The sequence below is a fragment of the Streptomyces vulcanius genome, assembly GCF_042653945.1.
In the GTDB taxonomy this organism is placed as follows: Bacteria; Actinomycetota; Actinomycetes; order Streptomycetales; family Streptomycetaceae; genus Streptomyces; species Streptomyces mangrovi.
On sequence record NZ_JBHSFK010000019.1, the window covers coordinates 195,539 to 212,175 of the forward strand.

Below are 16,637 nucleotides of genomic sequence, written 5' to 3' on the forward strand. Positions count from 1 at the left end.
CGGGCGGTGCCTGTGAGACAGACGGCGGGTTGTCGGTCCCTTGGTGCAAACTGACAGGATCCGCACCACGTCAGGGAGCACACCGTGACCGCGTCGAAGGCGACCTCCGGAAAGGGACCACAGCGCAGCGAGGCCCGGACCGATCCGCTGGCCGCGCTGCGCACCCCGGCGGACCCGCCCTGGGACGTCTACCTCACCGGCACCGTCTTCCTCGACATCGTCTTCACCGGGCTCGACACCGCCCCGGTGCGCGGGACCGAGTCCTGGGCCCGGGGGATGGGGTCGAGCCCCGGCGGTGTCGCCAACATGGCCACCGCCCTCGCCCGGCTCGGCCTGCGCACCTCGCTCGCCGCCGCGTTCGGCGACGACCACTACGGCGACTACTGCCGGGACGCCCTCGAACAGGGCGAGGGCATCGACCTCTCGGCCTCCCTCACGGTCCCCGGCTGGCACTCCCCGGTCACCGTCTCCATGGCCTACGAGGGAGAGCGCACCATGGTCTCCCACGGCCACGAACCGCCACCGGAGGCCGCGCTCGGCCAGGACGGCGCCCCTGACTGCCCGCCGCCCGCCCGCGCCGCCGTCGCCTCCCTCACCCCCGGCAAGCGCGACCCCTGGATCGCCCGCGCCGCGAGCCGGGGCACCCGTGTCTTCGCCGACGTCGGCTGGGACGACACCGGCGCCTGGGACCTGGCCGGCCTCCCCGACCTCGCGCACTGCGAGGCGTTCCTCCCCAACGCCGAGGAGGCCCGGCGCTACACCGGCACCGACTGCCCCCGAGCCGCCGCCCACGCCCTCACCGAACACGTACCGCTCGCGGTCGTCACCCTCGGTGCGGAGGGCGCGTACGCCGTGGACCGGCGCACCGGGGAGACCGCCGAGGTCCCCGCGATCGCCGTCGAGGCCCTCGACCCCACCGGCGCCGGGGACGTCTTCGTGGCCGGCTTCGTCACCGGCACCCTGGCCGGCTGGCCGCTCGCCGACCGCCTCGCCTTCGCGGGCCTCACCGCCGCCCTCTCCGTCCAGGAGTTCGGCGGCTCCCTCTCCGCGCCCGGCTGGTCGGAGATCGCGGCCTGGTGGCGCAGGGTGCAGTCCGTCGAGGGCCAGGACCCCGAGGCCCTGCGCCGGTACGCGTTCCTGGAGGACCTCATCCCGAAGGAGGAGACCAAGCCCTGGCCACTGCGCCGCGCGGTCCCGACGATCGGTTTCCGCCGCTCCGCATAGGAGTGAGCTGTTCGGATAAAAGCCCTACGGTGTTGTCAGTGCCCTGGCGTAGGCTTGAACTCGCCAGGCTGCCCTTGTGGCAGGCGAGACGCATCCGGGAGGACGTAGAGGCCTTCGGGCCGGCCTATGACGCAGACACCCACAGCTCAGACGCCCGCGCAGGGCAAGGCGAGAGCACAGTTCACGGTTCCCGCCCAGCACCCCATGGTGACCTTGCTGGGGTCCGGCGACTCGCTGCTGCGCGTGATCGAGACGGCTTTCCCGGCGGCCGACATCCACGTCCGGGGCAATGAGATCAGCGCCGTCGGCGACGCTCGGGAAGTCGCCCTCATCCAGCGCCTGTTCGACGAGATGATGCTGGTGCTCCGCACCGGACAGCCGATGACGGAGGACGCAGTGGAACGCTCGATCGCCATGCTGCGGGCGAGTGAGAACGGGACGAACGACGGCCAGGAGACCCCGGCCGAGGTACTGACGCAGAACATCCTGTCCTCGCGCGGCCGCACCATCCGCCCCAAGACCCTCAACCAGAAGCGGTACGTCGACGCGATCGACAAGCACACGATCGTCTTCGGCATCGGCCCCGCGGGCACCGGCAAGACCTACCTGGCCATGGCCAAGGCGGTCCAGGCGCTCCAGTCCAAGCAGGTCAACCGCATCATCCTGACCCGCCCGGCAGTGGAGGCGGGCGAACGCCTGGGCTTCCTCCCGGGCACCCTCTACGAAAAGATCGACCCCTACCTCCGCCCCCTCTACGACGCCCTCCACGACATGCTGGACCCGGACTCGATCCCCCGGCTGATGGCGGCCGGCACGATAGAGGTCGCGCCCCTCGCATACATGCGTGGTCGCACGCTCAATGACGCTTTCATCATTCTGGACGAGGCTCAGAACACCAGCCCCGAGCAGATGAAGATGTTCCTCACCCGGCTCGGGTTCGAGTCGAAGATCGTGATCACGGGCGATGTGACGCAGGTCGATCTGCCGAACGGGACCAAGTCGGGGCTGCGGCAGGTGCAGGACATCCTGGAGGGCCTCGACGACGTGCACTTCTCCCGCCTGTCGTCCCAGGACGTCGTACGGCACAAGCTGGTCGGCCGTATCGTCGACGCGTACGAGAAGTACGACAGCCAGAACGGCACGGAGAACGGCACCCACAAGGGCGGCCGTAACAAGCGGAAGTAGACAAGCCAGCACCATGTCGATCGACGTCAACAACGAGTCCGGAACCGAGGTCGACGAGCAGGCGATCCTCGACATCGCCCGCTACGCGCTCGCGCGGATGCGAATCCACCCGCTCTCCGAGCTCTCGGTGATCGTCGTGGACGCCGACGCCATGGAGCAGCTGCACATCCAGTGGATGGACCTGACCGGGCCGACCGATGTCATGTCCTTCCCGATGGACGAGCTCCGGCCGCCGGCCAAGGACGACGCCGAGCCGCCGCAGGGGCTGCTCGGTGACATCGTGCTGTGCCCGGAGGTCGCCGAGCGGCAGGGCAAGGAGGCGCCCACGCAGCACTCCATGGACGAGGAGCTCCAGCTGCTCACCGTCCACGGGGTGTTGCACCTGCTCGGCTACGACCACGAGGAGCCGGACGAGAAGACCGAGATGTTCGGTCTCCAGGCGGCCATCGTGGACGGCTGGCGGGCCGAGAAGGGCGTGACCGGGCCGTCGCCGGCGCCGACCGTCTCATGAGCCCCACCCTCGTCGCCGGCGCGGTCGCGCTGGTGGTCGTCGCGTGGCTCGCCGCCTGTGCGGAGGCGGGCCTCGCGCGCGTCTCCAGCTTCCGCGCCGAGGAGGCCGTACGGTCCGGAAGGCGCGGAAGTGCCAAGCTCGCGCAGGTCGCCGCCGACCCGACCCGGTATCTGAACGTCGCCCTGCTGGTCCGCGTCGTCTGCGAGATGGCGGCGGCGGCGCTGGTCACCTACGCCTGTCTCCAGGAGATCCACGGCACCACGCCGGCCCTGTTCGCGGCGATCGGTGTGATGGTCCTCGTGTCGTACGTCGCCGTCGGTGTCTCCCCGCGCACCATCGGCCGGCAGCATCCGCTGAACACCGCGACGGCGGCGGCGTATGTGCTGCTGCCGTTGGCCAGGATCATGGGGCCGATCCCGTATCTGCTCATCCTCATCGGCAACGCGCTCACCCCCGGCAAGGGCTTCCGGCGGGGCCCCTTCGCCTCCGAGGCCGAGCTGCGGGCGATGGTCGACCTCGCCGAGAAGGAGTCGCTGATCGAGGACGAGGAGCGCCGCATGGTGCACTCCGTCTTCGAGCTCGGCGACACGCTCGTACGGGAGGTCATGGTGCCGCGCACCGACCTGGTCGTCATCGAGCGGTACAAGACCATCCGGCAGGCGCTGACCCTCGCTCTGCGCTCCGGTTTCTCGCGGATACCCGTGACCGGGGAGAGCGAGGACGACATCGTCGGGATCGTGTATCTGAAGGATCTTGTGCGCAAGACACATATCAGCCGCGATGCGGAGAGCGATCTCGTGTCCACGGCCATGCGCCCGGCCGCGTTCGTCCCGGACACCAAGAACGCCGGTGACCTGCTGCGCGAGATGCAGCAGGAGCGCAACCACGTCGCCGTCGTCATCGACGAGTACGGCGGCACCGCCGGCATCGTCACCATCGAGGACATCCTCGAGGAGATCGTCGGCGAGATCACCGACGAGTACGACCGTGAGCTGCCGCCGGTGGAGGAGCTGGGGGACGACCGGTACCGGGTCACGGCCCGGCTGGACATCACGGACCTCGGCGAGCTGTACGGCCTTGAGGAGTACGACGACGAGGACGTGGAGACCGTGGGCGGGCTGCTGGCCAAGGCCCTGGGCCGGGTCCCGATCGCCGGGGCGTCCAGCGTGGTCGACCTGCCCGACGGGCGGGCCCTGCGGCTGACGGCGGAGGCGGCGGCCGGCCGGCGGAACAAGATCGTGACGGTGCTGGTGGAGCCGGCGAAGACGCGGGAGACGACGGACGAGTGAACATCCAGCTCCTTCGTGACCTCTGCCTTTCCTTCGAGGCGGCCGTGGAGGACTTCCCCTTCCGGCCCGAGATCAGCGTCTTCAAGGTCGGCGGCAAGATGTTCGCGCTCAGCTGGCTGGACCAGCGGCCCCTGAAGATCAACCTCAAGTGCGATCCGGACGACGCGGTGCGGCTGCGCGCCGAGCACCCGGGTCTGATCGCCCCCGGCTACCACATGAACAAGCGCCACTGGAACACCGTCACGGTCGACGGCGACCTTCCGGATCGGCTGGTCCGCGAGCTGGTCGAGGACTCCTACGACCTGGTCGTGGCGGGGCTGCCCCGCGCGGAGCGGGACCGGCTTCGTATGCTCGGGGCATGACCGACAGCAGCGCGCTCGACCCCGAGGACCTCAAGATCGTCACCCTGGCCCGTGCCGCGCGGGCCCGTAACGGTGTGCCCGAGGGGGCCGCCGTACGGGACTCGATGGGACGTACGTATGTCGCGGGGACGGTTGATCTGCCGTCGCTGCGGCTGAGCGCGTTGCAGACGGCGGTGGCGATGGCGGTGGCCTCCGGCGCGGAGTCCTTGGAGGCGGCGGCCGTCGTGACCTCGGCGGAGTCTGTGGGCGAGGTTGATCTGAGCGCCGTACGGGATCTTGGTGGGCCGGGGACTCCGGTGCACGTGGCTGCGCCGGACGGGCGTGTTCGGGTCACCGTTTCCGCCGGCTGAGGTACCAGGGGGGCTCCGCCCCCCTGGCCCCCCCGTTTCCCACCCTCCCACCCGTCTCGGTTTTTTTGTATTTAGTTCGGCCGGTTTTCGACCTTGCTGGTCTTCCCTCCCCACGCATCAATGGAGCCGTTGTTTCCGACGGACCGTCAGATTCACCCCCCACCGGGCCGGTGTCCGCACCCACTCGTCCCGTTCGTCCGGCGGCTGTCTCCCCACATCACAAAGGAGCCGGAAACCCATGAAAGGCAAGCGCATAGGATCAGGTGCGGCAATGCTGGCCGGGGCCCTCGCGGTCACCGGGCTCGCCTTCGCGCCCTCCGCCCTCGCCGTCACCCCGACGACGGCGACCGTCACCGCCAGCTGCGGCATCTTCGGCGGCGGAGCGGCCACGCTCACCGCCACCCAGAGCGGTACCTCCGCCACCCTCACCCTCTCGTCCACCGCGATCACCGCGCCGATCCCGCTCAGCGCGAACAGCATCACCTCCACGCTCACAATGGCGAACTCGACCGGTTCCGCCCGCGTCTTCAGCGGCACCGTGAACCCCGCCATGGCCACCGGAGCCCCCATCACCGTCGGCCCGCTCAACGGGACCGTGGCCTCGGGCGACAGCCTCGACTTCAAGGGTGGATCGCTCAAGATGGTGGTCCTCGGGATCACCGTCACCTGTACGACGAGCACGGCGCAGACGCCGGGACCGTTCGTGTTCTAACCGGTAGCAGTTGGGAACAGTGCCAACGGGCCGTCAGTTTCCCTGCGGGACCAGGAAGCTGACGGTCCATCAGTTCATTGCGCCGAGTCCATTGACTTCTCAGCCAATCCGCACCTCAATGCCCCCTGTCGGCGCAGACGAGCCGCTGCGCCCGCACCCTGGAGGAGGGGGCAATCATGGGTTCACCCCGAAGTTCCGGAAGTGCCCGGAGGTCCCGGAGTACCCGAAGACGGCGTTGGGCCTCGCTGCTGGGGGCGACCGCGCTCGCGGTCACCGCGGGCGGGGCGCTGGCAGCCCCGGCCGGCGCCGCGACCAACGTGGACTTCGCCACGCACTGCATCCCGCCGGCGATCGCGGGCCTCCCGCCGATCGACGGCACCACCACCGCCAAGATCACGGTGGACAACACCAGCCCCAAGGTCGGCGACACCGTAAAGGTGACCTACACGGTGGTCACGGCCGCCGCGAGCAACCCCACCGCGATCGACCTGCCGGCCGACATCATGACGCCGTCGGGCAAGGTCACCCTGGGCGGCGCGCAGACCGGCGACGTCACCGTCGCGGGCCCGCGTGAGAACGAGCCGGTGAAGGGCTACGCCCCCTTCCCGTCGTTCTCGATGACCGGCACGTTCACCGTCACCTCGCCCGGCGCGATCACCCTCTCGCCCGGCGACTACAACATCCACACCAGCTACATCCTGGAACTGGACACCGTCTGCACGGTGACCAACCCGCCCGCCCCGGTGTCGGAGACCATCACCGCCGCCGCCAACCCACCGGCCAACACCCGCGCCATCAGCCTGGGTTCGGCCTCCGGCAGCCCCGGCGACCCCGTCACCTTCACCGGCGGTGACTTCACGCCGGGCGCCACGGTCACCGTCGCCGGGCGCTCCGGATCCGACGAGACCGCGGACAAGACCACCGTCACCGCGGACTCCTCGGGCGGCATCTCCGGCTCCCTCGTCGTCAACGACCTCAGCACCTCCGGGATCGTGGCGTACGAGGGCAGCGCCTGGAGTTCCGACCTGGGCGCGGGACCCGTCGCGTACGTCGTCATCGACGACACGCCCGTACCCGAGGGCAGTCAGAAGCTGACGACGACCGTGAAGGCGGGCAGCCTGTCGATGTCCCAGGACGCGGACGCCGTGGCGATGTCCGCGGTCGACTTCGGCACCGGCAACGCCTCGACCGGGGATCTCAACCCGGTGACGGTCAAGGACTTCCGCGGTGGACCCGCGGGCTGGTCCCTGACCGGCGAGGTCACCGACTTCATCGGTCACGGCGCCAAGATCGACGGCGACCTGCTGAGCTGGACGCCCGCCTGCTCAACCAAGGCGGACAGCCCGAGCACCTGTCAGGCCGGGTCGGCCGGCGTCGTGGGCAGCGCGGGGGCGACCCTCGCGTCCACCCCCGACGGCACGCTCACCGGCGGTGAGTTCACCGCGAAGGCCGGACTCTCCCTCGACGTACCGGCGTTCACGCCTCCGGGCAGCTACGTCGGCGTCCTGACGCTCACGCTCACCTGACGGCCCGCTTTCCGTCCACCGGTGGCCGGGCGGCCCTCCTCACAGGTCCGCACCCGCCCGTCCACCGAGCCGAGCCCTTCGATCCGCCGCCGGGGGTCCGCACCCATGCCGCGCAAGCCGTACGTCCTCCTCCTGACCCTGCTTCCGCCTCTGCTTCTGTGGTTCCTGCCGGCGTCACCCGCCCGGGCCGCCGACAACGGGAGCTGGTCCGTCTATCCCGTCTCCTCGGCCGTCGCCGCACGGCCGTACTTCTATGTCTCCGCCGACCCCGGCCAGACGATCGAGGACAAGGTCGTCGTCGCCAACAAGACGGACGAACCGCTGACCTTCCGGCTCTACGCCGCCGACGCCTACAACACCGCCCGCGACGGCGGCTTCGCCGTGAAGTCGGCCGGTGAGCGGATGCGGGGCGTGGGGGCGTGGGCCGACCTGCCGAAGGACCGGGTCACCGTGCCCGGCGGCAAGACGGTCACCGTGCCGTTCACCATCAAGGTGCCCGAGGGCGCGGAGCCCGGCGACCACCCGGGGGCGATCGTCGCCCTCGACGAGCGGATCGACGCGGGCGACGGCTCGGTGGCCCTCGGTGTGCAGCGAGCGGTCGGCGCCCGTGTCTACCTCTCGGTCGGCGGCCCCACCCTGCCCGCGCTCGCCGTCGAGAACGTCCACATCAGCCACCACCAGCCGCTGATCCCCGGCCTCGGCGACAGCACGGCCACGATCTCCTACACCCTGCGCAACACCGGAAACGTCACCCTCGAACCGAAGGTCGCCCTGAAGGCCCACGGCCTCTTCGGCCGCACCCTCCTCACCCGCGACCTGAAGAAGATCCCCTCCCAACTCCTCCCGGGCCAGAGCGTCCGCCTGACGGAACAGTGGCGCGGCGCACCCCAGCTGGACTGGGCGGACGTACGGCTGACGGCCAGCGCCACCGGCACGAAGGAATCGGCGACCGCGTCGTTCGTGGCCATCCCGTGGCTGGTGGCGGGGTTCGTGGCAGCGGCGACGGCAGCGGGCGTGTGGCTTCTCCTCAGGCTGCGCCGGTCGCGCCCCAAAGGGGCGCGGGGCGGTGGCGCCATGCGGCTCCGCCGCGGGGCGCCACCAGCCCCCACGCAGCCGCAGCCGACGATCCACGCATAACCCCTGATGTACGGCAGGCCCCCGTGGATCAGGGACAATGGGCCCCATGAGCGTTCGTACCCAGTCATCCGAGCGGTCGGGCGAGCCCGCCCACCGCGCCGGCTTCGCGTGTTTCGTGGGCCGCCCCAACGCGGGCAAGTCCACCCTGACGAACGCTCTGGTCGGGAAGAAGGTGGCGATCACCTCCAACCGTCCGCAGACCACGCGGCACACGGTACGGGGCATCGTGCACCGTCCGGAGGCGCAGCTGATCCTGGTGGACACGCCGGGGCTGCACAAGCCGCGCACGCTGCTGGGCGAGCGGCTCAACGACGTCGTCCGCGCCACCTGGGCGGAGGTCGACGTGATCGGCTTCTGTCTGCCGGCGAACGAGAAGCTGGGCCCCGGCGACCGCTTCATCGCCAAGGAGCTGGCCGGGATCAAGCGGACGCCGAAGGTCGCGGTCGTGACGAAGACCGACCTCGTGGACTCCAAGACGCTCGCCGAGCAGCTCATCGCCATCGACCAGCTGGGCAAGGAGCTGGGCTTCGAGTGGGCGGAGATCGTGCCCGTCTCGGCGGTCGGCGACAAGCAGGTCGGGCTGCTGGCCGACCTGCTGATCCCGATGCTCCCGGAGAGCCCGCCGCTCTACCCCGAGGGTGATCTGACGGACGAGCCCGAGCAGGTGATGGTCGCCGAGCTGATCCGCGAGGCGGCCCTCGAGGGCGTGCGTGACGAGCTGCCGCACTCCATCGCGGTGGTCGTCGAGGAGATGCTCCCGCGCGAGGACCGCCCCGCCGACCGGCCGCTCCTCGACATCCACGCCAACATCTACATCGAGCGCACCAGCCAGAAGGGCATCATCATCGGCCCGAAGGGCAGCCGCCTGAAGGACGTCGGCATCAAGTCCCGCCAGCAGATCGAGGCGCTCCTGGGGACGCCCGTCTTCCTGGACCTGCATGTGAAGGTCGCGAAGGACTGGCAGCGGGATCCGAAGCAGCTGCGCAAGCTGGGGTTCTGAGGTTTCGGTGGGGTCGGCTGGCGTCGGCATCAAGTCCCGCCAGCAGATCGAGGCGCTCCTGGGGGCGCCTGCCGCGCGGCGGTAGCCGCACATGGGTGCAGCCTCGACCTGCATGTGAAGGTCGCGAAGGACTGGCAGCGGGATCCGAAGCAGCTGCGCAAGCTGGGGTTCTAGGCGGGCTGCGGGGACATGTCCTGCGTCCCCACCACCCGCAGCAGCCGCAGCCGCTCGTAGGTCTCCGTGCCCGGCCGGGCCGAGTGGACGATCAGGAGCTGGTGGTGCTCGTGGCTGAGCAGGACCTCGCAGTCCAGGTCCAGCAGGCCGACCACCGGGTGCAGGAAGCGTTTCGTCGCCTTGTGGCGCAGTGACACCTCGTGCTCGTCCCAGAGGCGCGCGAACTCCTCGCTGCCCGCCCGGACTTCGGCGACCAGCGCGGCCGGTTCCGGGTCGTCGGGGCGGGCGGCGGTCACCGCGCGCAGATTGGCCACGGAGGCGCGAGCGTGTTCCGCCCGGTCCTCCTCCGGGAACAGGGCACGCGCGTCCGGGTCCAGGAAGTACAGGCGGACCAGGTTGCGCTCGCGCCGGGGGCGGGACATCACATCACCGGTCAGGGCCCTGCCCATCGCGTTCTGCGCCAGCACCTCGCCGCAGTCGGTCACCACCTGCGCCGGTGTGTCGTCCAGCCGGTCGAGGATCAGCATCAGGCCGGGCGAGACATGCTTCGAGGCCGTCTCCCGGCGTGGGGGCTCCTCGTCGGTGAGGTGGAACAGATGGTCGCGCTCGTCGGCGGTCAGGCGCAGCGCGCGGGCCAGCGCCGTCAGCATCTGGCGGGACGGTCGCGGGCCCCGGCACTGCTCCAGGCGCGTGTAGTAGTCCACGGACATGCCCGCCAGCTGGGCCACCTCCTCGCGGCGCAGCCCGGGTGTACGGCGTCGCGGGCCCGGGGCGAGGCCCACGTCCGACGGGGTCAGACGGGCGCGGCCACGGCGCAGGAAGTCGGCGAGTTCGGAACGGTTCACTGCCACCCCTCCAGGCTGCGTCACTTCGCCCGCCTTATCCAGGGAGTGTCGATCCCCCGATCCGCAGGTCTCTCCCGGTCCTCCCGGCTCCGCCCGAGGGTGGAGGCACCAGAACGTGAGGAGAAGATCATGTCGGTCTCGAAAACGATGTCGATTTTGGTGACGGGTACGACGGGGCAGGTCGGCCGGCGGTTCGTGCCGAGGCTGCTGGCGCAGCGGGCGGCGGGGGAGCAGGTACGGGTGCTGGTGCGTGACGCGGCCCGCGCCGAGCGGTTCGCGGAGCTGGGCGCCGAGGTCGTGGTCGGCGATCTGCGGGACGAGGAGGCGCTCGGCAAGGCGGTCGCAGGAGTGGACGCGGTGGTGAACGTCGCCGCGTCCTTCCGCGGGGTGCCCGACGAGGAGGCGTGGGCCGTCAACCGGGACGCTGCGGTGGCCCTGGGCCGCGCCGCGCTGGCCTCCGGGGTGCGGCGGTTCGTGCAGGTCAGCACGGGGATGGTGTACGGCGTCGGGAGGGGCCGCCCGCTGACCGAGGAGGACGAGAGCCGGCCCGGCGGGGAGATGTGGGGCGCCTACAACGAGTCCAAGGTGGCGGCCGAGCGGGAGCTGCTCGCGCTGGAGGGGCTGGACGTGCGGATCGGACGGCTGCCCTTCGTCTACGGCGACGGCGACCCGCACCTCGCCCAGTCGTTGCGCTGGGCCGCGCACTGGGCGTCGGCCCAGCGGCTCCAGATGGCCCACCACGCCGACGTCGCCCAAGGGCTGCTGCGGCTCCTGTACGCGCCGGGGGTGAGCGGGCCGATCTACAACATCGCCGACGACGCCCCGGTCACGACGGTCGAGCTGTACCAGCTCAACGGCGTCGAGGTGCCCGCGGACCTGGACACCCGGACCGACCCCGACCCGTGGTTCGGGATCATGTCCACCCGGCGCATCCGCCGGGACCTCGGCTACCGGCCCCTCCACCCGAGCGTCTGGTCGGCCCGGGACGCCGGAGTCCTGTAAGCCCCTGGTCGGCTAGTCCACGCCCCTGATCCGCCCCACCAGCACCGCCCCCGCCAGCCCGATCACGGCGGCCACCAGGTACAGCACCCGGTAGCCGCCGAGATAGGTCACGATCGGCGCGGCGAGGGCGGGTGCGGCGACCTGGGGCAGGGCGTTCGCGACGTTGATGACGCCGAGGTCCTTGCCCCGGTCCACAGCCGTCGGCAGGACATCCGTCATCAGCGCGAAGTCGACCGAGGTGAACACCCCGAAGCCCACCCCCAGCACCGCCGCCGCGACGATCGCCCCCGGCCAGGTCTGCCAGGCCGCCAGGCCCGCCGTCGCCACCGCCATCAGCACACCGGACCAGATCACGAACGGCTTGCGCCGGCCCACCCGGTCCGACCAGACGCCCCCGACCACCACCGTGGCGAGCAGCGTCAGACCGTTCACCGCGGTCAAAATCAGCACGCCCTGGTCGGGGTCGGCGTAGTGCAGCCGGTCGCGCAGGTAGTACAGCAGGTACAGCAGCACCAGCGCGTTGCTCAGGTTCATCAGGAAGCGGGTCAGCCAGGCCCAGCCCAGGTCGGGATACCGGCGCGGGCTGAGCCAGAAGCCGGCCGCGAACCGCCGCCAGGACCACTGAGGCCGGTCCTCCGGCGCCAGCCGCAGATCCTCGTAGCGCCACACGTACGGCAGCACGCCCACCGCCGTGAACACCGCGCACGCCACATACCCGGCCCCGACGCCCCCGGCGACGGTCGCCAGACCCGTCCCGCCGACCACGCCCAGGATCTGCGCGGCCCCCAACCAGCCGCCCACCGAGCCTCGTTGGAGCCGGGGCACCCGGTCGGGGACGGCCGCCGTCACCGCCGCGAAGGCCGCGTTGAGGGTGAGCTGGACCAGGCACCAGCCCAGCATCATCGTCCACATGCCGCCCGCGCCCGCGAGCAGCAGCAGGGACAGCGCCCCGCCCGCCGCGCCCGCCACGATCCACGGGGTGCGCCGGCCGCGCCGGGACGTCGTACGGTCCGACAGCGCGCCGAAGAGCGGGTTCGCGCCCAGCGACACGACCGCGCCGACGCCGGTGACCCAGGCCAGCATGGTCTCCTTGGACATGCCGGAGCCGGGCGCGAAGTCCTTGGCCTGGGAGGCGAGCAGGATCTGCAGGGGGCCGTACCAGCCCACCCAGATCGCCCCGTTGGCGAGCGAGAGTGCCGACGCCCAGCCCCGGCCGACCCGTTCGACGGGCTCGGCCAGAGCCGAGGAGGCTGTCGTCGTCATCTCTGATCCCGGAGGGCCTGCGCCCGCAGAACGTCCCGCAGCCAGCCGTACGACGCCTTCGGGGTCCGCTCCTGCGTCGCGTAGTCGACGTGCACCAGGCCGAACCGGCGCTCGTAACCCTCCGCCCACTCGAAGTTGTCGAGGAGGGACCAGACGAAGTAGCCCCGGACGTCGACGCCGGCCTCGACCGCCTTGTGCAGGGCGCGGATGTGGCCGTCCAGGTAGGCGATGCGGTCCTGGTCGTCGAGGCCCTCGTAGGAACAGCCGTTCTCCGTGATGACCACCGGCGGGAGGCGGTCGCCGTAACGGTCCTTGAAGTCGGTCAGCAGCTCGGTGAGGCCCTCGGGGACCACCGGCCAGCCGAAGTCCGTCGCCGGGACACCCTCGATCTCCTGAACGGAGAAGGGGAGTTCGGCCGGCATGGTGATCCCGCCGAACTCGATCTCGGTGCCCTGCGGGGCGCCGACCCTGGTCGGGGCGTAGTAGTTGACGCCGTACCAGTCGAGGGGCTCGGAGATCACCTTCAGGTCGGAGGCGACATCCCCCGGCATCAACTCGCCCAGGCCCGACGGGTATTCGCCCAGCAGCAGCGGCTCCGCGAAGAGACGGTTGAGCAGGACGTCGTAGAAGGCCGCCGCCTCCAGGTCGGCCGGTTCCTGGGAGGCGGGCCAGGTCGGGCCGTGGGAGTTGGCGACGCCGATGTCCGTGGCACCGGCCGCGCGCAGGGCCCGTACGGCGAGACCGTGGGCCAGGAGCTGGTGGTGGGCGACCGGCAGCGCGTCGAAGAGCAACTGCTTGCCGGGGGCGTGGGTGCCGAGCGCGTGGCCCAGCAGGGTGTGCTCGGCGGGCTCGTTGAGGGTGATCCACTTCTTCACCCGGTCGCCGAGGTGGTCCACGACCACGGACACGTAGTCGGCGAACCGGGACGCCGTGTCCCGCTCCAGCCAGTCCAGTCCGGCCGGCAGGTCCCAGTGGAAGAGGGTCGGGACCGGGCGTACCCCCGCTGTCAGCAGCTCGTCGACGAGACGGTCGTAGAAGTCCAGGCCGCCCGTCGCGTTCACGCGGGGCCAGGAGACCGAGAAGCGGTACGCGTCGACGCCGAGGCCCTTCAGCAGGGCGACGTCCTCGCGGTAGCGGTGGTAGTGGTCGCAGGCCACCGCCGCCGTCGAGCCGTCCTTCACATGCCCCGGCGCGGCCGTGAAGACGTCCCACACGGACGGCTCGCGCTCGTCCACCGCGCCCTCGATCTGATGGGCGGAGGTGGACACACCCCACAGGAAGCCGGCCGGGAACTGGGGTATCTGGTTCGCCGCGTCGCGCGGATCGTTCGCCATGGGCGGGATCATCCTTACCCACCGGTAAGGAAGTCAACGCCCCAGCGGGAAGTGGAGGTTACGCACCTTCCTTCAGCACGCGGGAGACCAGTTCGCGCTGCTCTTCCGTGAGCCGGGGGTCGGCCGCGTACACCGTCCTCCCGTCGATCGTGATCTCGTACGAGAACCCGTCCGGCACGCCGGCCGGACGTGACCGCCCGCAGTCCGCGAGGACCCGTTCCGCCAGGGACTCGAACTCACGGGCATCGGGCCGCCCCGAGGTGATCACCTCGGCACTGCGCTCGATGCCCGCGAACCCGCCCGTGCGCCTCACCTGAATACGCATGGGTCTCTGTCTACCCCCGGTCAGGGAATCCGCACCCCGACCTGCTCCCAGGCCTTCCGCACGGCCGAGAACTCGTCACCGCCGTCGCCGAACCGCTCGCGCGCGGCCTTCACCGTGAGCTTGGCGAAGTCCTTGAACATGGCCCGCTCCGAGAGCTCGCCGCCGGTCAGCACGTCGTACCAGATCTGGCCCGCCTTCTCCCAGGCGTGGCCGCCCAGGGCGGTGGCGGCCAGGTAGAACGCGTGGTTGGGGATGCCGGAGTTGATGTGGACGCCGCCGTTGTCGCGGCCGGTGCGGACGTAGTCGTCCATGGTCGCGGGCTGCGGGTCCTTGCCGAGGACGTCGTCGTCGTACGCCGTGCCCGGGGCCTTCATCGAGCGCAGGGCGGTGCCGGTGACGCCCGGGGCGAGCAGCTCGGCGCCGATCAGCCAGTCGGCCTCGCCGGCGGTCTGGCCGAGGGAGTACTGCTTGATGAGCGAGCCGAAGACGTCGGACATCGACTCGTTGAGGGCGCCCGGCTGGCCGTAGTACGTCAGGTTCGCCGTGTACTGCGTGACGCCGTGGGTGAGCTCGTGCCCGATGACGTCGATGGAGTTGGTGAAGTCGACGAAGATCTCGCCGTCGCCGTCGCCGAACACCATCTGCTCGCCGTTCCAGAACGCGTTGTTGTAGCCCTCGTCGTAGTGGACGCTGGCGTCCAGCGGGAGGCCGTCGCCGTCGATGGAGTGGCGTTGGTAGGCCTTGAGGTACAGCTCGAAGGTGGCGCCGAGCCCGGAGTAGGCGCGGTTGACGGTGGCGTCCCGGCCGGGGTCCTGGCCCTCGGAGCGGACCTTGCTGCCGGGCAGGTCGGTGCCGTGCTCGCAGTCGAAGACGGTGCGCATCGGCTGCTCCGACGGTGCCTTCGCCGTCGGGGTGGCCGCCAGGCGGAACTCGGTGGTCACCCGGCGCCTGGCGCGCAGTTCGGCGTCGCGCATGAGAGTGCGCTGGGCGGGACCGGAGAGTGCGGGGTTGTCGTTCCGCGCCAGCTTGTCCAGGACATGCGGCGGTACGACGGTGCAGAAGACGGGCTCGAAGCCCCCGTTCGTCATCATGAACGGCACCTTTGCACTGTGTTATGCCGCTGTCACTACCGGCAACTATGTTTGGTGAAAAACGGTGACAAACGCTCCGGTACCACCGGGCCGAGTGGTATAGCGCACGTTTCGCCCCTTTGCTCCCACCGGTCCCGCATACTGATACGGACCCGCGCGGCACAGGTGGCTCGGCTACAGTGCTCAGCACTATGCGTATGGGGCTGCTTCTCCTTAGCTGCCGCGGCGAGGGCCTGTAGTCGAGGCCGACTCCCTCCCCGCGGAGCTTGGTGTTGCGTGTCGGCCGTCCTTCCGTTCCGGACATTCTCCGGTCCTCCCGAGGAGCCACCGCACCATGGCGAACCGCCAGCAGCCCAGCCAGATGCCGATCCACAAATACGGTCAGTACGACCAGGTCGACATCCCCGACCGCACCTGGCCGAACAACCGGATCACCGTCGCCCCCCGCTGGCTCTCCACCGACCTGCGCGACGGCAACCAGGCCCTGATCGACCCCATGTCGCCCGAGCGCAAGCGCCGGATGTTCGACCAGCTGGTCGCCATGGGCTACAAGGAGATCGAGGTCGGCTTCCCGGCCTCCGGCCAGACCGACTTCGACTTCGTGCGCTCGATCGTCGAGGAAGAGGGCGCGATCCCGGACGACGTCACGATCTCCGTACTGACCCAGGCCCGTGAGGACCTGATCGAGCGGACCGTGGAGTCCCTGAAGGGCGCCAGGCGGGCGACCGTCCACCTGTACAACGCCACGGCCCCCGTCTTCCGCCGGGTCGTCTTCCGCGGCTCCAAGGACGACATCAAGCAGATCGCCGTCGACGGCACCCGCCTGGTGATGGAGTACGCCGAGAAGCTGCTGGGCCCCGAGACGGAGTTCGGCTACCAGTACTCGCCGGAGATCTTCACCGACACCGAGCTGGACTTCGCCCTGGAGGTCTGCGAGGCGGTGATGGACGTCTACCAGCCCGGCCCGGGCCGCGAGATCATCCTCAACCTGCCGGCCACCGTGGAGCGGTCGACCCCGTCCACGCACGCGGACCGCTTCGAGTGGATGAGCCGCAACATCTCCCGCCGCGAGCACGTCGTCATCTCCGTCCACCCGCACAACGACCGCGGTACGGCCGTGGCCGCCGCCGAGCTGGCGCTGATGGCCGGCGCCGACCGCGTCGAGGGCTGTCTGTTCGGCCAGGGCGAGCGCACCGGCAACGTCGACCTGGTCACCCTGGGCATGAACCTCTTCTCCCAGGGCGTCGACCCGCAGATCGACTTCTCCGACATCGACGAGATCCGCCGTACGTGGGAGTACTGCAACC

Annotated in this window: 17 protein-coding genes; 12 read left to right on the plus strand and 5 right to left on the minus strand. The window is 70.5% G+C overall.

Annotated elements, in window-relative coordinates:
* Positions 1-84 precede the first annotated feature (84 nt).
* The 10 genes from ACFPIH_RS28090 (at position 85) to era (ending at position 9,296) form a co-directional block, all read left to right on the plus strand.
* Complete coding sequence (locus tag ACFPIH_RS28090) at positions 85-1,224, plus strand: carbohydrate kinase family protein (protein WP_381172816.1); 1,140 nt, start codon at positions 85-87, stop codon at positions 1,222-1,224.
* A 126-nt stretch (positions 1,225-1,350) separates the two neighbouring features.
* Positions 1,351-2,409: a PhoH family protein gene (locus ACFPIH_RS28095; RefSeq protein ID WP_381172813.1), complete on the plus strand. Its 1,059-nt coding sequence runs from the start codon at positions 1,351-1,353 to the stop codon at positions 2,407-2,409.
* A 13-nt stretch (positions 2,410-2,422) separates the two neighbouring features.
* Positions 2,423-2,920 carry an rRNA maturation RNase YbeY gene (ybeY, locus tag ACFPIH_RS28100; protein ID WP_381172810.1) on the plus strand — a complete coding sequence of 166 codons (498 nt, stop codon included), beginning with the start codon at positions 2,423-2,425 and terminating at the stop codon, positions 2,918-2,920.
* Positions 2,917-4,209, plus strand: coding sequence for a hemolysin family protein (locus ACFPIH_RS28105; RefSeq protein WP_381172807.1), 1,293 nt, complete (start codon positions 2,917-2,919; stop codon positions 4,207-4,209). Before ybeY ends, ACFPIH_RS28105 begins: the two co-directional genes overlap by 4 nt.
* Positions 4,206-4,571, plus strand: a complete 366-nt coding sequence (locus tag ACFPIH_RS28110; protein WP_381172804.1) for an MmcQ/YjbR family DNA-binding protein — start codon at positions 4,206-4,208, stop codon at positions 4,569-4,571. The genes ACFPIH_RS28105 and ACFPIH_RS28110 overlap by 4 nt, the downstream gene beginning before the upstream one ends.
* On the plus strand, positions 4,568-4,921 hold the full coding sequence (locus ACFPIH_RS28115) for a cytidine deaminase (RefSeq protein ID WP_381172801.1): 354 nt from the start codon (positions 4,568-4,570) through the stop codon (positions 4,919-4,921). The genes ACFPIH_RS28110 and ACFPIH_RS28115 overlap by 4 nt, the downstream gene beginning before the upstream one ends.
* A gap of 238 nt (positions 4,922-5,159) precedes the next feature.
* The gene (locus tag ACFPIH_RS28120; protein ID WP_381172798.1) at positions 5,160-5,633 is read left to right on the plus strand and encodes a hypothetical protein; all 474 of its coding nucleotides are present in this window, start codon (positions 5,160-5,162) and stop codon (positions 5,631-5,633) included.
* A 176-nt stretch (positions 5,634-5,809) separates the two neighbouring features.
* Positions 5,810-7,159, plus strand: coding sequence for a beta-xylosidase (locus tag ACFPIH_RS28125; RefSeq protein ID WP_381172795.1), 1,350 nt, complete (start codon positions 5,810-5,812; stop codon positions 7,157-7,159).
* A 105-nt stretch (positions 7,160-7,264) separates the two neighbouring features.
* Positions 7,265-8,296 (plus strand): WxL protein peptidoglycan domain-containing protein, encoded by a 1,032-nt coding sequence (locus ACFPIH_RS28130; RefSeq protein ID WP_381172792.1) that lies wholly within the window; start codon positions 7,265-7,267, stop codon positions 8,294-8,296.
* Between the two features lie 46 nt (positions 8,297-8,342).
* The gene (gene era / locus ACFPIH_RS28135; protein ID WP_381172789.1) at positions 8,343-9,296 is read left to right on the plus strand and encodes a GTPase Era; all 954 of its coding nucleotides are present in this window, start codon (positions 8,343-8,345) and stop codon (positions 9,294-9,296) included.
* Positions 9,297-9,466: 170 nt separating this feature from the next.
* Here the strand turns inward: era and ACFPIH_RS28140 are convergent, their stop codons facing one another.
* On the minus strand, positions 9,467-10,315 hold the full coding sequence (locus tag ACFPIH_RS28140; RefSeq protein WP_381173346.1) for a helix-turn-helix transcriptional regulator: 849 nt from the start codon (positions 10,313-10,315) through the stop codon (positions 9,467-9,469).
* Positions 10,316-10,462: 147 nt separating this feature from the next.
* On the opposite strand from ACFPIH_RS28140, the gene ACFPIH_RS28145 reads away from it, so the two are divergent.
* Positions 10,463-11,317, plus strand: a complete 855-nt coding sequence (locus ACFPIH_RS28145) for an NAD-dependent epimerase/dehydratase family protein (RefSeq protein ID WP_381173344.1) — start codon at positions 10,463-10,465, stop codon at positions 11,315-11,317.
* Between the two features lie 12 nt (positions 11,318-11,329).
* On the opposite strand, the gene ACFPIH_RS28150 is transcribed toward ACFPIH_RS28145, so the two are convergent.
* The 4 genes from ACFPIH_RS28150 to ACFPIH_RS28165 are packed head-to-tail and all read right to left on the minus strand — an operon-like array spanning position 11,330 to position 15,330.
* Positions 11,330-12,580 carry an MFS transporter gene (locus ACFPIH_RS28150; protein WP_381172786.1) on the minus strand — a complete coding sequence of 417 codons (1,251 nt, stop codon included), beginning with the start codon at positions 12,578-12,580 and terminating at the stop codon, positions 11,330-11,332.
* Positions 12,577-13,914: a GH1 family beta-glucosidase gene (locus ACFPIH_RS28155; RefSeq protein WP_381172783.1), complete on the minus strand. Its 1,338-nt coding sequence runs from the start codon at positions 13,912-13,914 to the stop codon at positions 12,577-12,579. Before ACFPIH_RS28155 ends, ACFPIH_RS28150 begins: the two co-directional genes overlap by 4 nt.
* A gap of 58 nt (positions 13,915-13,972) precedes the next feature.
* Positions 13,973-14,239, minus strand: coding sequence for a protealysin inhibitor emfourin (locus ACFPIH_RS28160; protein WP_381172780.1), 267 nt, complete (start codon positions 14,237-14,239; stop codon positions 13,973-13,975).
* 20 nt (positions 14,240-14,259) lie between these two features.
* A complete protein-coding gene (locus tag ACFPIH_RS28165; protein ID WP_381172777.1) occupies positions 14,260-15,330 on the minus strand; it encodes a M4 family metallopeptidase in 1,071 nt (356 codons plus the stop codon).
* Positions 15,331-15,664: 334 nt separating this feature from the next.
* On the opposite strand from ACFPIH_RS28165, the gene ACFPIH_RS28170 reads away from it, so the two are divergent.
* Positions 15,665-16,637 (plus strand): 2-isopropylmalate synthase (locus ACFPIH_RS28170; RefSeq protein ID WP_381172774.1); only part of this gene is annotated, 973 nt, incomplete at its 3' end.